We start from the raw sequence: 15746 nt of genomic DNA, 5'->3' as shown, positions 1-15746 counted from the left end.
TTTCCACCAAAATTCGCTTTATCAGCGGCGCATAGTTTAGAATGTCAGGCATCATTTTGCTACGGATTTTAAAAAAAATATGTTGCCACTCGTCCTTGCGTCTACTTCACCCTTTCGAGCTCAGTTGCTGAAAAAGCTTGGAATGCCCTTTATACAGGCATCTCCAGAGATTGACGAAACCCCGATGCCCACAGAGTACGCTCAAGATCTTGTCAGTCGCTTATCCTATGAAAAAGCCAGCGCTTTACAAGCAAAATTTCCACATCACCTTATAATTGGCTCTGATCAAGTTTGTGTACTGAATAAAAAGATCACGGGAAAACCCCATAATTTTGATAATGCCTTTGCACAATTAAAACAAGCTTCAGGACAATGTGTCTCGTTTTACACCGGATTAACTGTATATAATAGTCTAACGTTAGAACATCAAACTCATTGTGAATTATTTCAAGTTTACTTTCGTCATTTAACTGATGAAGAAATTATCAGTTATTTAAATAAAGAAATGCCTTTCAATTGTGCTGGAAGTTTTAAATCTGAGGGACTAGGCATCACTCTATTTGATAAACTTGTCGGCGATGATCCAAATTCTTTAATTGGTTTACCACTTATCCGATTGAATAAAATGTTACTCTCGCAAAGAATAAACCCATTATTTTTCTCTGATGATCACAAATGAATCTGGTCATCTTATTTTTTAATCTTATGTAGCGATAAAGCGTATTATGAATAAATTAGCATCAGTCTTAACAGCTTTAGTGATGGCAACAGCATTAGTGGGTTGTTCTGATGAAAAAGACACTGAAATTTCAACAACAAAAGCAACTAACACGACAAATACTATCCAAGACGGTGTGATTTCAGACAAAAAAGATGACAGCAAATCCTTATTTAAAAAGAATTTCGTCAGTAGCTGCATATTAGGTTCGGGCATTACTGATGATGCGCTAATTCCTCAAATTGCCGAAGTGTGTGAATGTACTTACGACGGCATTATTAAAAATTACGGAATTAACGAATTTATCCGTGTAGATATGGAAATGCGCAAAAACGGTTCAATATCACTGCCTAAAGAGTGGGATATTGATAAAATTGTTGAGCAATGCATGACAAAAGTGGAAGGTTAATTCTATTTTCCACTCACTTTCTTAGTGGTTTAAGAAAAGCAATACGCCCAACAAACTGGGCGTATTGAGTATTCGGATTTTCTGTTGAAATAAAAATTTTCGACTTAAGATTTTTGACTACGTAATACTTGCAAACAATGGCGTAACTGATTATCCATTGGCGCTTCAATTCGCATTTGTTCACCCGTTGAAGGATGAGTAAATGTCAAAGAACTAGCATGTAAAAATAGGCGATTAAGTTTAGTTCCTACCAATTGTGAATCAAAATCACGATCACCATAACGATCATCAAATGCAATAGGATGACCTGCATGTAATGTATGCACACGAATTTGGTGTGTTCTTCCTGTCACAGGGCTTGCTTTCACTAATGTGGCAAATTCAAAGCGCTCTTCCACTTTAAAACGCGTTTCAGAAGGTTTTCCTTCATTGCTTACTTTAACCACTCGCTCACCACTTTGAAGAATATTTTTCAACAACGGTGCCTGAACAACTTTAGTGTGAGATTGCCATTGACCACGCACTAAGGCTAAATAATCTTTTTGCATCTGTTTTAAGCGTAATTGCTCATGCAAAGCACGTAATGCTGAACGTTTTTTTGCAATTAGTAAAACACCCGATGTATCTCTATCAAGACGATGTACAAGCTCTAAAAAACGCGCTTCTGGGCGCAATGCACGTAAACCTTCAATCACACCAAAACTTAACCCACTTCCCCCATGTACAGCCGTACCAGAAGGTTTATTGATGAGCATTAAATGGTCGTCTTCATATAAAATACAATTTGACAATGCAGCGACTTTATCAAGCTTTGGTGATACCGCGACTTCTTCTTTTTCCGATACTCGCACAGGAGGTATACGGATGCTGTCACCCGCATTGAGTTTGTATTCAGGTTTAATTCGCCCTTTGTTAACTCGAACTTCCCCTTTACGGATAATTCGGTAAATCATACTTTTTGGTACACCTTTTAAACGTGCCAGTAAAAAATTATCGATACGCTGGCCTGCTTCATCGCCATCAATGGTGACGAACTGAACTTGATTAAATGATTTCATAGTGGCGATTCTTTGGCTCTCTTAAAATAAAAATAACAAACAACTTTGTGGTGTACAAAATAACATCAAATCTGTCGTCTATTTTAACCTGAATAATGGGAAAAAGACGAAACATTAGCTAATCTCTCATATTTATACAGAAAAAGTCACCAAAGCAGAAAAGTCATCTTGCTATAACCCTAACACCAATGGAATAATGCAGACTCTCCTGATTATGTTTATCAGGTATATTTATGAAAATTTTGTTTGTTTGATTTTCAAAATGCAGCAATGGCGTAAGACATAGTCGAAAATCAAACAATTTAGTATGCCATAAATACATCGCTTATTGAGTTGAAACATCGTGTTCAATTAAAGAGTGCTGAATTTTTGAACTAAAAATCAGACTCACCGACATATTGCACCTCTATACAATCGACAACCGTGAGGTTGACGCATTTGTAAAAGACACGAGGTCATCGGTTATCAATAGTGTAATTACGTATGTTAGTGGCACATTATAAAACGTGAAAATAACGAGTAAGTCACAATATGAAAAGAATGTTAATTAACGCAACTCAGCAGGAAGAGTTGCGTGTTGCCCTTGTCGATGGGCAACGCTTGTACGATCTGGATATCGAAAGCCCCGGTCATGAACAGAAAAAAGCGAATATCTATAAAGGTAAAATCACTAGAATTGAACCCAGCTTAGAAGCCGCTTTTGTTGATTATGGTGCGGAACGCCACGGTTTCCTTCCTATCAAAGAAATAGCCCGCGAATACTTTCCTAGTAATTATCACTCCCATGGTCGTCCTAACATCAAAGATGTCTTAAAAGAAGGCCAGGAAGTTATTGTTCAAGTTGATAAAGAAGAGCGTGGTAATAAAGGTGCAGCATTAACCACTTTTATCAGCCTTGCAGGAAGTTATTTGGTATTAATGCCAAATAATCCTCGTGCGGGTGGTATTTCTCGCCGTATTGAAGGTGAAGACCGTACTGAACTCAAAGAAGCTTTATCAAGCCTTGAAATCCCAGATGGTATGGGTCTGATTGTACGTACAGCAGGTGTTGGTAAATCTGCCGAAGCACTACAACAAGACTTAAGCTATCGTCTAAGACACTGGGATGCTATTAAGAAAGCGGCTGAGAATCGCCCTGCGCCATTCTTAATTCATCAGGAAAGTAACGTAATTGTTCGCGCATTCCGCGACTACTTACGTCCTGATATTGGCGAAATTTTAATTGATAACGCAAAAGTCGTTGAAATGGCGCGTAGCCATATTGAAGCGATTGGTCGTGGTGATTTTGCTAGCAAAATTCGCCATTATACAGGTGCAGTACCTCTATTTAGCCATTACCAGATTGAATCACAGATTGAATCTGCTTTTCAGCGTGAAGTTCGCCTTCCTTCTGGTGGCGCTTTAGTTATTGATACAACTGAAGCATTAACAGCGATTGATATCAACTCTTCACGCTCAACCCGTGGCGGTGATATCGAAGAAACTGCGTTCAATACTAACTTAGAAGCGGCTGACGAAATCGCACGCCAATTACGTTTACGCGACTTAGGTGGTTTAATTGTTATCGACTTTATCGATATGACGCCTGTGCGCCATCAACGTGAAGTTGAAAACAGAATGCGCGAAGCTGTTCGCCAAGATCGTGCTCGCATTCAAATTGGACGCATCTCTCGCTTTGGTTTATTAGAGATGTCTCGTCAACGTTTAAGCCCTTCATTAGGTGAATCTAGCCATCACGTTTGTCCGCGTTGCTTAGGTACAGGTACTATTCGTGATAACGAATCACTGTCACTTTCTGTGTTACGTCTTATCGAAGAAGAAGCACTTAAAGAAAACACACATGAAGTACATGCGATTGTACCTGTTCAAATCGCCTCTTATTTGCTTAATGAAAAACGTAAAGCAGTGACTGACATTGAATTACGTCAATCTAATGTCAAAGTGGTTATTGTTCCTAATGACCAAATGCAAACGCCTCATTTCTCTGTTATTCGTGTGCGTAAAGGCGAAGAAATTACCTCTCTGAGCTACAACTTAGCGCAATTCCATGAGAGCCAGCTAAATGAAGCTGAGGACGATGTTGTTACAGAGCGTAAAGCGCCTGAACAACCCGCTATTTCAGCCTTTGGATTGCAAGAAGAAGAGCCGATTGAAGCGACGAAAAGCAAAAAAGCACCTCAGCCTCAAGCTAAACCTGTTAAATCAGAACAAGCTCAAGGTACAGGTTTCTTTGCCTCTATCGCAAAATTCTTCTCTAACTTATTTAGTAGTGAACCAGAGCCTGTGGTAACACCAGAAAAACCACAGGAAAATAAGAAAGAGAATAACGACAATCGTCGTGATCGTCGTAATAACAATAATCGACGTAACAACAATAATCGCCGTGACCGTGATAACGATCGTAATCGTGATAACGCAAATAGCGAAGACAATCGCAAAAATCGCAATCAAAAACCACAAACAACGCCAACAACTGAAGTTAGTAGTGAGCAAGAGATTGCAGAACGCGAAGCTCGTCGCCAACAGCGTCGTGAACAACGTGCGGAACAGCGTCGTCGTCAAGAAGAAAAACGTCAACAGCAACAAGAAGCGGCTAAAGCACAAGCGGCTCTTGCTGAAAATGATACCGTTGCAAAAGATAGTGCTGATGAGAAGAAAGAAGAACCTCGTCGCCCTGCTATGCAACGCCGCAATCGTCGTCAATTAGCACAATCTGTACGCGTAACTGACAATGATAATGCATTGGCTGTTGTACCCGTTGTGACTGAAAAAGCCGTTTCTGAGCCTCCTGTTGCAACAACACAAACTAAAGTTGCGCCAACAGAAAAATCAGCACCTAAAGCAGTCGCTGTTGCGAAAGTTGAAGCGAATGAAGCACAAGCTGTAAAAGCATTACCTGATGCAACTAAATCACAAGATGACAATAAAAACGAAGATAATAACGGGCAAGATAATGTTATGCCACGTCGTTCTCGCCGTTCACCTCGTCATTTACGTGTAAGTGGTCAACGTCGTCGTCGCTATCGTGATGAGCGTACCTTAACAGTATCACCAATGCCTCTGGCAATGGCGGTGGCTTCTCCTGAACTTGCTTCAGGTAAAGTTTTCATTCGCTATCCAATCACACCAATAAGTGATGCACCATTTATTGAGAATAATGCTGAAAACAACAATGACGTTTCTGTTGAAAACCACATTATTACTCATCAAGATCCACAAATGGTCGCTATCGCACCAGAGGTTTCAGAAGCCATAGTTGCTGATATTGCACAGGTAGGATCGACTGAATCAACTTATTCTGTCACGGTTAGTACTGAATCAACCACAGAGGCTGTTGCTGAAATTATTGCAGTAGAGCCACAGGCTGTGCCTGTTGAAACTAACGACATTATTGAAAACAACGTTATCAGTGATGTCATTAATGAAGTGAATACAGAAGAGCATGTTACTCGTAAAGAGAACATTTCAGCGGTATTAAATACCACTGAAGCTTATATGCATGAAACTTCACAACAGGCTGAAACAAACATCGCGCCAGAAGAAGTTGCACAAGATACAGTTGCACCAGTAGAGAGTGAAATATCAACGCCTGAGCCTCAGCCTGTTGAAGCAGTAATAGTAGCTACAGAAGAAACTGTTGAACAACACAAAGAAATTACGGCTGAAACCGTTGTTGAAGCTGTTATTGAAACGGTTATTGAAGACCAGCCAAAAGAAAGCGAAATCTCTGCGGTGGAAATTGAAACGGTAACAGAAAGCAAACCAACTGAAGTCGTTATTCGTCAAGAGCCTGTTGCAGTTGCACGCCAACTACATGCAAGCTCACCAATGACAAAAGCGCCAGCCGCTGATGAAACACCTGTGGCAATTGAAATCAAAGCATGGGAAACACGTCCAGCTTTTGATAAGAAAGGCCGCACAGGTGCGGGTGGACATTGTTCTACTAATCACGCTTCTTCAGAAATGACTAAAGCTGAAAGTCAAAACTGATAATAAGGTGTTATTAAGAATATCTTGATAATACTTCTAAATTAAGAGCCCACTTTTTAGTGGGTTCTTTTTTTTGGGTAACTATTAGCAAATTAACTGAGTATTTATTAAGCCAACATAAAAAAGCCCCTGAATATTCAATTCAGAGGCCTTCGATTTCTTATTCTTAGTAAAACAATCAGTCTTTTAGATCAGGAAGATTTTTAATTTCACCCATCGCTTTTAACTGCTTAGATAATTCACGGCGCTCTTTAGACAGATCGGCATTTTTAATAATGTAATCGTCAACACGATCGTCATAGTCACTACGCATATTAGCAATAATACCCAATACATCTTCAATCGACATACCCGGTTTAATGTATTCACTTAAGTTGTCTAACAAAAGAACACGTTTTTGGTTATCACGGATCTTTTTCTCATTGTCAGTGATCTCACGACGGATTTTGTTTTTACGACGATACATACGCACAAACTCCAGTACGTTTTGGAAAGACGGCTTGTTTGCGTTATCCATTTCCTACACCTTTACAATTGATATTTAAGATAAATAGTTCTGTTTAAGATTATCGCTTAATCGTGTCAATAAACAAGCAAAGTTTACAAATTTAATTGATTTTGCTTAATTAACAATTAATTAGGATGATATACATTAATAAATATAGTCAACATTCTTTAACCCGTAAATGTTCACTTAATTAATGATAAAAAAATGGCTACACATTTTTATTGGTAGCCCAAATCGATACTACAAAGGATAAATTAATCAGCGATTAAATAGGCTGTGCTTTATTTTGATCTTCATGTTGTAAGCCATCAAGTGGCAGTAATACTTTCGCGTCTGAACGTAAAAACACTGCTGAGAAAAGTGTTGTCCCTATCACAATACATCCCATCACCATATAGGTTGGTGCAAAACCATAATGATCATAACCATAACCCGCTAATGGAGATAATAATGTAGCAACAATAGAGCTAACACATTGAAAACCGACTAAATAGAGTGTTGAAGATAAACGTTTGTCAAAGTGTTGACTGTTATATTTAAAAATTGAAATTAATAAAATAGGTAACTCAACAGCATGTAATAATTTCATACAAGAGATCAAGACTGGACCTTCGACTAGTCCTGAGCCAATAATACGTGCCGCCATAACACTGCTTGCCAGTAATAAGCCGTTTTTAGCACCTATTCTATTGACCAGAAAAGGCGCGACAAACATACCACCAGCTTCTAAGAATACCTGCAATGAATTCAGATATCCGTACATCTCATTACCCTGCTGTAAGGTTGCAAATTGCGATGAGAAAAAGACGGGAAACTGTTGGTCATAAACTCCATAAACACAGGTACCAATAACAAATAAAATAAGCGCCCAAAAACGAGGCAATGAAAGTAAATTCAGTGCGTCTTTTATGGTAATAGCCGATGTTTTCCCATGCTCTAATTGATTAAATGCGTCTGATTTATCTGTTTTTAAAAGTGTTAAAAGAATTAAGAACACAACACCAGAAATAGAAGCCATCACAAAATTATAATTAGGATCGATGTTTATATTGTGTCCTGCAATAAATGTTGCAGATGCCCAACCTAGCGATCCCCACATTCTCGCCCTACCGTATTCAAAACCACGAATACGACTAACACGCTCTGTATATGACTCTAATACACCAATCCCCGCATTAAATGTCATACCTACATATAAACCTCCCAAAATGGAGCCAACAAAAATATTCCAGCGAAGTATTGATGCGAAACCTAGAAAAAATGGTCCAGAAAGAATAAGTAATACTGCAATCACTAATAATAAATTCTTTCTTAGTCCTAATTTATCTTGAATAAAGCCATATAGAGGTTGAGCACATAACGCAATCAGAGAAATTGCAGAGAATATCAATCCAGTATCTGTCGCTTTTAATCCTACATACTGATTTAACCAAATAGAAACTAATGAAAAGGATGAAGACCAGGTAAAAAAGAAGAAAAACAACAGCGCACTTAAGATCGCATAGTATTTTTTTGAGTCTTTGTTCATTGGTTGAGCGCCTTATAAAGTCATTTCACCCTTAAATGTTAACGTTAACTTTTAAGTTCACAAACAATTATATCGCTTTAATGTGACATAAGGCACATAAGTTAACGTTAACAACTTGAGTTATGTGCTCTAGATCTACCTTTATCTTTTATTGCCATTACTGACAGTAAAACGCACGAAAAGGCATCATATAATCCCTTTTCTTTAATCTCCTTTGTTAAAATAACAGTGTCCTCCATAATTCGCTTAAAACTATCTAAGACAATACTATGGATATACTTGGTTTTATTATTACGTTACTGCCGATAATTATCTCACCGGGTGCAAGTTTTACAATTGCTTTAGATAACACCTTAACCTATGGCATAAAAGGGTTATTGATCACGATTATAGGCACCGCATTAGGCATTATTACTCACGGGCTTTTGGTCGGATTAGGAATAACAAAATTATTAGTTTCGTCCCCTTCTGCTTTTATGGTATTAACTATTCTTGGTAACTTGTATTTAATTTATCTTGGAATTTCTTTGATACGTTCTGGATTAAAAGCCTCCAAAAACACCACAATTATTCATCAAAAAGTCTCTATCAAAACAGCTTATATTGCTAATGTGCTTAATCCTAAAGCAATTATGTTATATCTTGTGGTTGTTTCTAGTTATGCTGGTGCGACGCCAACACTAGGTAATTATCTTGCTTTATCTTCTATTCATATTTTCATGATGAGTATCTGGCTAATTGCTTGCTGTAGTTTTATTTTATTGTCATCACAAAAAATCAATATTGTTACTATGAAAAAAGTAATCAATATTAGCGGGGGTACGCTCCTACTTATTCTCACAGCAACACCTTATATTAAACACTACATAAGCACGCTTTGATCTGACATTTCACGTTTACCGCATTATGGTTTACCATGGTCTTAATTAAACCCAATACAACTCATTGAGTAATGATTTAAAAAAAATCATCAATAACTTTACGGTAGGAAACCTTGTCTAATTCAGCGAAAACGCCCACATTTTACGTTCATGACTACGAAACCTTTGGCACGCACCCAGCACTTGATCGCCCTGCGCAATTTGCGGGTGTAAGAACCGATATGGATTTCAATATTATTGAAGATCCTCTCGTTATTTATTGCAAGCCTAATGATGATTATCTGCCTCACCCAGAAGCAGTGATGATCACAGGAATAACGCCACAAGTTGCGGCAAAAAATGGGGTGATTGAAGCCGAATTTACTCGTCAAATTCATCAAGCTTTTAGCCAACCTAATAGTTGTATTATGGGCTATAACAACCTTCGATTTGATGATGAAGTCACACGAAATATCCTTTATCGTAATTTTTATGATCCTTATGCTTATAGTTGGCAAAAAGGAAATTCACGTTGGGATTTACTTGATGTTTTACGTGCCTGTTATGCACTGCGCCCTGAAGGTATTGTTTGGCCTGAAAATGAAGACGGTTTTCCAAGCTTCCGTTTGGAGTTATTAACCAAAGCAAATGGTATTTCTCATGAGAATGCGCATGATGCGATGTCTGATGTTTATGCCACCATTGCGATGGCAAAAAAATTAAAACAAGCTCAACCGCGCATGTTTGATTATTTCTTTAATTTACGCGATAAACGCAAAGTACAGGCGCTAATTGATATTCCAGCAATGACACCGATTGTGCATGTTTCAGGTATGTTTGGTGCCGCACGTTCTAATTTAAGCCTTGTTGCACCATTAGCGTGGCATCCTGATAATCGCAATGCAGTTATTGTTTGCGACTTAGCCGCAGATATATCGCCTTTATTAACACTCGATTCAGACCAATTGCGTGAACGTTTATATACACCACGTAGTGAATTATCAGTCGATGAGCCACCAGTTCCAATTAAATTACTGCATATTAATAAATGCCCCATTGTGGCACCGCAAAATACATTAAGACAGCAAGATGCAGATAGAATTGGTTTAGATGTTGATACTTGTTTAAAAAACCAAGCACTATTGTTTTCTCATCCTGAAATACGCAATAAAGTCGTGGAAATATTTGCACAACAAACACCTTTTGTTGTCTCTGATAATGTTGATTCACAAATTTATAATGGTTTTTTCAGTGAAAATGATCGTAGTGCGATGGAGATTATTCGCTCAACGCAACCACAGAATTTACCCGCTTTAGACTTAACATTTGAAGATGCGAGAATGGAACCTCTGTTTTTCCGTTATCGTGCAAGAAATTATCCTTCAACGCTTAATTATGACGAACAACAACGTTGGTTGGCATATAGAAAAGAGATGTTAACGCCAGAAAAACTAACCGAATATATTAATACTATTCAGTTATTAGCTGAAGAACATGCCGATAACGAGGAAAAATTAAAACAGCTACAAGAGCTTTATTTATATGCTCAAGAGATTGCGAGCTAATTGATAAAATAAAAGGCAGGTTTTATCCTGCCTTTATTCTTTAATTTAATAAACACAATCTACAACAATTATTTTTTATTCTCTGTATTAGCATCATTATGAGCATGTCCACAGCCACACTCTTCTCCCCAATATTTTAGTTTTGAGGTTTTACCAATACCCGGGTTCATGCTATTGGTTGGATCGTTATGCTTATAGAATGCTTTTAATTGAGGTTTAGCATAATACATATGACCCACGTTATGCTCTGCGGGATATTCAGCTCCACGCTGATCTAATAGCGCCAGCATTTCTGCTTTTAATGCTTTAGCATCAACACCTTTTTTAATAATATAATCTTGATGCATAACGTGACACATAAAATGCCCACAATAGAGTTTATAAAGTAATTTACTCTCTATTTCAGGTGGTAGCTTTTCAAACCAATCTTTGTCATTACGGCGCAATGCAATATCTAATGGCAACACATCTTCTACATCATTAACATGAACGGCATGATAACGCACAGCAGCACCTGCAGCAGCAAAACGATGCAAAAAGGCTTTATTTCCCTCTTCTTCAGTACATTCAAAATAATCGCCTGATGCTAGCTTAAAGTATTCTTTTAAATAAGTTGCGGCTTCTTCAATTCCATCATCTGCCATTCTTAACATAAGATGATGTTCATATTTGTCACGAAAATCAGTCATACGATCTGGTAAATGAGCTGGCCATAGTTTGCTCATAAACTGCATGGTTCTGTCCACCATGTTTTTAGGTAAGAAAGGCACTTTATTTAATACCGCATCTACTCGCCCTTTTACGGCAAATAATATTGGCATTTTATCTGTACCTAATTTATCAATCACCAAAAATGTGTCTTTTCCATACACTTCAGCCATTTTGTAATAGCTTCTATGCATATATTCCCCAGCAACAGGCAACTTTTTAAAATGGCTTAAAATATGACGACGAATATCTTCAAGTTCGTCCGGATTATTAGTACCAATATAAAAAACCTGAGTGCGATGATCTGCTGGGAAAGTATCTAATCTCACAGCAAATACCGATAATTTTCCTGCACTCCCTGCTGCTTCATATAAACGCCGTTCATCATTGTTAAAACGAGAAGGTGTATTAGCATCGACATCACGTATACGCTCATGATATTCATGATCAGAGGCTAGTTTTTCTGTCGTTTGTATCTGTTTCTCATGATAATGACGATTATCTAAATTAGTTAATATTTCTTCTGGTGTTTCACCTAAATCAATACCTAAATGGTTAACTAATTCAGCTTCACCTTTTTCATTAACGCGAGCATAAAGCGATAATTCGGTATAAGCAGGCCCACGGCGAACTAAAGCACCGCCCGAGTTATTACAAATTCCCCCTATCACCGACGCACCAATACAAGAAGATCCAATAACAGAATGAGGTTCTCGCCCTAATGGCTTTAATACTTTTTCTAAATGCCATAACGTACTACCAGGAAAAGCAATAACTTGATTATGCTCTGAAAGAACCTGTATTTTATCTTGGCGTAATGTACTAATAATCACGATATCTCTATCATAATCATCACCATTAGGCGTTGAGCCCTCTGTTAATCCAGTATTCGCCGCTTGCATAATAATAATTTTATCGGCTTCGACACAGGTTTTAAAAACTCGCCACTGTTCTAATAGATTAGCGGGAAAGACAACAGCCAACGCCTTACCTTGCCCTGAACGAAAACCTTTGCGATAACGTTCTGTTTTATGTGCTTGTGTTAATACTTGTTTTTTACCAACGATACCTTCAAGTTTGCGAATAAAATGTTGATTTACAGAACTATTACTCTCATTCATTTTCCCTATCCTATTCCTGTCTTGTCTGATTAATCTTTTATTTGCCCATTTTTATTATTACTCATAAGACTATGTGCAAAATATAAACTTATCATTTATATAACTGCTTTTATACTGCTATCCGCATTTCTTAAAAAATAACATTTATTGATTTATAATCACTTTTATTATTTATAAGATAATTGCGATATTTATTTCTTAAACAGAATATAAATAAGTATTATTTTAATATTTTATTCTATTGTTAGCTTTTCTCTTGCTAACTGATCCCATGCTTGGCAACTTCGGCTTTTATAGCCATTTTTATTATTTGCTAGTGCTATTTGATATGACAATGTAGGTTCCACTACAGGAAGAACAACCAAATCATCAATAGGATTTTTATTACACATACTGTTGGGTAAAAGTGTTACTCCTACACCAGCTTTCACCATGGCAATAATTAAATCTAAATGGTTACTACGTCCCGCAATAATAGGCACTGTATTGTAAATACCACAAGCACTATAAATTAAATCATTAATACGAAAATCTTCAGAAAAGAAGATAAAAGGTTCATTAATCAACTCTTTGAAATGAATTTTCTTTTTTATAGCTAAAGAATGAGATGGTGACATTAATAGCATTAAGTGATCTTCTGAAAAAGGTGTTAATTCAAAAATATCTTCATCAAAAGGCAATACGACGGCGGCAGTTTCAACTCTGCCTTCTCTCATGGCATCAGCCATTTGCTTAGTACCCAATTCAAATATTTTTAGTTCAACCAGAGGATGGCGAGAGCTAAATTCCATAATAATATCAGCAAAATACGTCGAAGCTATTACAGGAGGTAATCCAACATTTAATGTCCCTGTTAATGGCCCAGACTTGTCCTGTAATGCTTTATTTATATTATTAAATTGTGCAAGTATTTGTTTTACATGTTCAAACAATATTGCACCATCATCTGTTAATCTAACGCCATCAATTTCTCTCACTAATAAAGTAACACCCAATTCATCTTCTAATTTTTTAATACTACGACTAATTGCAGGTTGAGTGATAAATAGCGCATCAGCGGCTCGGCTAAAACCATTTAATTGAACAACCTCAACAAAATAGCGCAATGTGCGAATATCCATTAGCAATGCTTACCTTATTACATTTAGTTATACCCTCAATGATAATAAACCATTTCATATCAGATAATATCCACGATAAAACATTAAGCATAATGTAAAAGCATTCCTCTACTTTCACAGACTATTATTCGGTTTTTTTGGAGATGATATGAGTAAGACTGTCGTTGAGTATATGTTAACCCGCTTATATGACTTAGGAATAAGTGATGTTTTTGGTGTTGCGGGTGATTATGCGTTTCCCATAGAAGATACTATTTGTAATAGCAATCATATGCGCTGGATTGGTAACTGCAATGAATTAAATGCAGCTTACGCTGCTGATGGTTATGCCCGAATTAAAGGTATGGCAGCATTATCGACAACATTTGGTGTTGGTGAGTTAAGTGCAATTAATGCTATTGCTGGGTCTTATGCAGAAAACCTACCTATTTTCCATTTAGTTGGTATGCCAGCAAGTGGTGTACAAAAAAGTAAGCGCCTTGTTCATCACACATTAGGTAATGGTGATTTTGATATTTTTTATCAATTAGGCCAACGCCTTGCTTGTGCTCACGCAATATTAACACCTGAAAATTGCATTACAGAAATGGAACGTTTAATTGCTACTGCATTAAAAGAACGTCGCCCAGTTTATATTGGCCTACCTTCTGATAATGCCACTATGCAAGTGATAGAACATTCACCTGTTACCTCCCCGAAAAAACCAGTGAGTGATAAAGAAATACTAGAAAAAGTGGTATCACTCATTATTGAAAAGCTTATACACAGCAATAATATCTGCGTATTACCAGGTATTTTATCCGCACGTTTAGGGTTATCAGATAATGTCCAAGCTTTTATCGATAAAACGGGCTTACCTTATGCCACTATGTTTATGGATAAAAGTATTTTGAGTGAATCTCATCCCCAATATGTTGGTATGTATGATGGCAAATTAATGACACCCGAAGTCAGAGAATTTGTAGAAAATAGTGAGTACGTATTAGGAATTGGTGCAATGATGACCGACTTCAATACAGGAAGTTTCACTGCCAATATTAAACCAAAACAATTTATCAACATCATGCCCGAATATGTTGAGATTGATTCCATTATCTACACATCGATTTATATGGAGGACGTACTCTCTGCACTGACTCAACGATTACCGAAAAGAAGTTATCATCAGATAAAAGCCAAAGGATTAGGCGAAGCTGTGTTATCTGATAATGGTAAAATTACTGCTCAATATCTATATCCTCATTTAGAAAAATTCTTTAAACCTAATGATATTATTATTGCAGAGACAGGGACATCATCAATGGGATTAGGTTTTGCCCTATTACCAGAAGGTGCACAATTCCATAACCAAACATTATGGGGTTCTATTGGTTGGGCTACACCAGCATCATTTGGTGCTGCACTTGCAGCGCCTAACAAACGAGTTATTTTAATTACAGGTGAAGGCTCACATCAATTAACCGTACAAGAGATTAGTCAATTTGTTCGCTTCGGATTAAAACCGATCATCCTTGTTTTAAATAATGATGGTTATTTAATTGAACGATTATTATGTGATTACCCTGAAGCTTATTATAACGATCTCGCTCAATGGAATTATCATCAATTACCTAGAGCTTTTGGCGCAAGAGATTGGCATTGTGAGAAAGTCACAACGATAGATGAATTAAATAAAGCGCTTAAAGTGGCAGAATCAACAGAAAATGCCTCTTATATAGAAATAGTAACCGAACGATATGAAGCTTCTGAATTAGCACAAAAATTAAAAGAGTCTAAAGATTCGCTTTATTCATTTTAAGTTATAAGTACGATTTAAATAACAAAACCTAGCTTATGCTGACTTAGCTTAGGCTAGGTTTTTATCAATATAACCATTTGATATAAAATGTATTAATTTAATAAATTTCTCAAGAGAAAGAGTGCGATTTTCATAATCACCAAGAAAAAAACAGCTTCATTAAATTCTGTTAGATCAATCATATCTTAATATTTTATTTATAACGATACGATTATTTATTTTTTAATGTAATTCTTATTATCAGAAAATGTGTCCCCCCTATTTATCATTTATTGTTCAATTTCCTATTTGATACAGCTAATTTAATACTGATAATTTATTGTAGGCAAAAAAAATGGCTTCATTACTGAAGCCATTTCTAC

The 15746-nt window shown here is 36.9% G+C and carries 11 protein-coding genes; 6 read left to right on the top strand and 5 right to left on the bottom strand.

What is annotated here, in order from left to right:
* Positions 1-79: 79 nt before the first annotated feature.
* Positions 80-679: a Maf family protein gene (locus ABN212_RS14705; protein ID WP_196533125.1), complete on the top strand. Its 600-nt coding sequence runs from the start codon at positions 80-82 to the stop codon at positions 677-679.
* 46 nt (positions 680-725) lie between these two features.
* Positions 726-1127: a hypothetical protein gene (locus ABN212_RS14700; protein WP_198620649.1), complete on the top strand. Its 402-nt coding sequence runs from the start codon at positions 726-728 to the stop codon at positions 1125-1127.
* A gap of 104 nt (positions 1128-1231) precedes the next feature.
* On the opposite strand, the gene rluC is transcribed toward ABN212_RS14700, so the two are convergent.
* Positions 1232-2185: a 23S rRNA pseudouridine(955/2504/2580) synthase RluC gene (gene rluC / locus ABN212_RS14695; RefSeq protein WP_099076193.1), complete on the bottom strand. Its 954-nt coding sequence runs from the start codon at positions 2183-2185 to the stop codon at positions 1232-1234.
* Between the two features lie 531 nt (positions 2186-2716).
* On the opposite strand from rluC, the gene rne reads away from it, so the two are divergent.
* Complete coding sequence (rne, locus tag ABN212_RS14690; RefSeq protein ID WP_349443355.1) at positions 2717-6175, top strand: ribonuclease E; 3459 nt, start codon at positions 2717-2719, stop codon at positions 6173-6175.
* A gap of 178 nt (positions 6176-6353) precedes the next feature.
* On the opposite strand, the gene tmaR is transcribed toward rne, so the two are convergent.
* Both tmaR and ABN212_RS14680 read right to left on the bottom strand, forming a co-directional pair.
* Entirely contained in the window at positions 6354-6692 is a 339-nt protein-coding gene (gene tmaR / locus ABN212_RS14685) for a PTS system regulator TmaR (protein ID WP_036937771.1), read from the bottom strand.
* A 256-nt stretch (positions 6693-6948) separates the two neighbouring features.
* A complete protein-coding gene (locus tag ABN212_RS14680) occupies positions 6949-8211 on the bottom strand; it encodes an MFS transporter (protein ID WP_349443354.1) in 1263 nt (420 codons plus the stop codon).
* Positions 8212-8480: 269 nt separating this feature from the next.
* Between ABN212_RS14680 and ABN212_RS14675 the strand changes: the two genes are divergently transcribed.
* Both ABN212_RS14675 and sbcB read left to right on the top strand, forming a co-directional pair.
* Positions 8481-9092, top strand: a complete 612-nt coding sequence (locus ABN212_RS14675) for a LysE family translocator (protein WP_198620651.1) — start codon at positions 8481-8483, stop codon at positions 9090-9092.
* 113 nt (positions 9093-9205) lie between these two features.
* Positions 9206-10636: an exodeoxyribonuclease I gene (gene sbcB, locus ABN212_RS14670; RefSeq protein ID WP_349443353.1), complete on the top strand. Its 1431-nt coding sequence runs from the start codon at positions 9206-9208 to the stop codon at positions 10634-10636.
* A 68-nt stretch (positions 10637-10704) separates the two neighbouring features.
* Here the strand turns inward: sbcB and dld are convergent, their stop codons facing one another.
* Positions 10705-12465 carry a D-lactate dehydrogenase gene (dld, locus tag ABN212_RS14665; RefSeq protein ID WP_349443352.1) on the bottom strand — a complete coding sequence of 587 codons (1761 nt, stop codon included), beginning with the start codon at positions 12463-12465 and terminating at the stop codon, positions 10705-10707.
* Positions 12466-12698: 233 nt separating this feature from the next.
* Positions 12699-13586 carry a LysR family transcriptional regulator gene (locus ABN212_RS14660; protein WP_349443351.1) on the bottom strand — a complete coding sequence of 296 codons (888 nt, stop codon included), beginning with the start codon at positions 13584-13586 and terminating at the stop codon, positions 12699-12701.
* A 148-nt stretch (positions 13587-13734) separates the two neighbouring features.
* On the opposite strand from ABN212_RS14660, the gene ABN212_RS14655 reads away from it, so the two are divergent.
* Positions 13735-15384: an alpha-keto acid decarboxylase family protein gene (locus ABN212_RS14655; RefSeq protein WP_349443350.1), complete on the top strand. Its 1650-nt coding sequence runs from the start codon at positions 13735-13737 to the stop codon at positions 15382-15384.
* Positions 15385-15746: the final 362 nt, after the last annotated feature.

The organism is Proteus genomosp. 6 (assembly GCF_040139785.1).
Classification (GTDB): Bacteria; Pseudomonadota; Gammaproteobacteria; order Enterobacterales; family Enterobacteriaceae; genus Proteus.
This window is presented reverse-complemented; position numbering and strand designations above follow the sequence as displayed.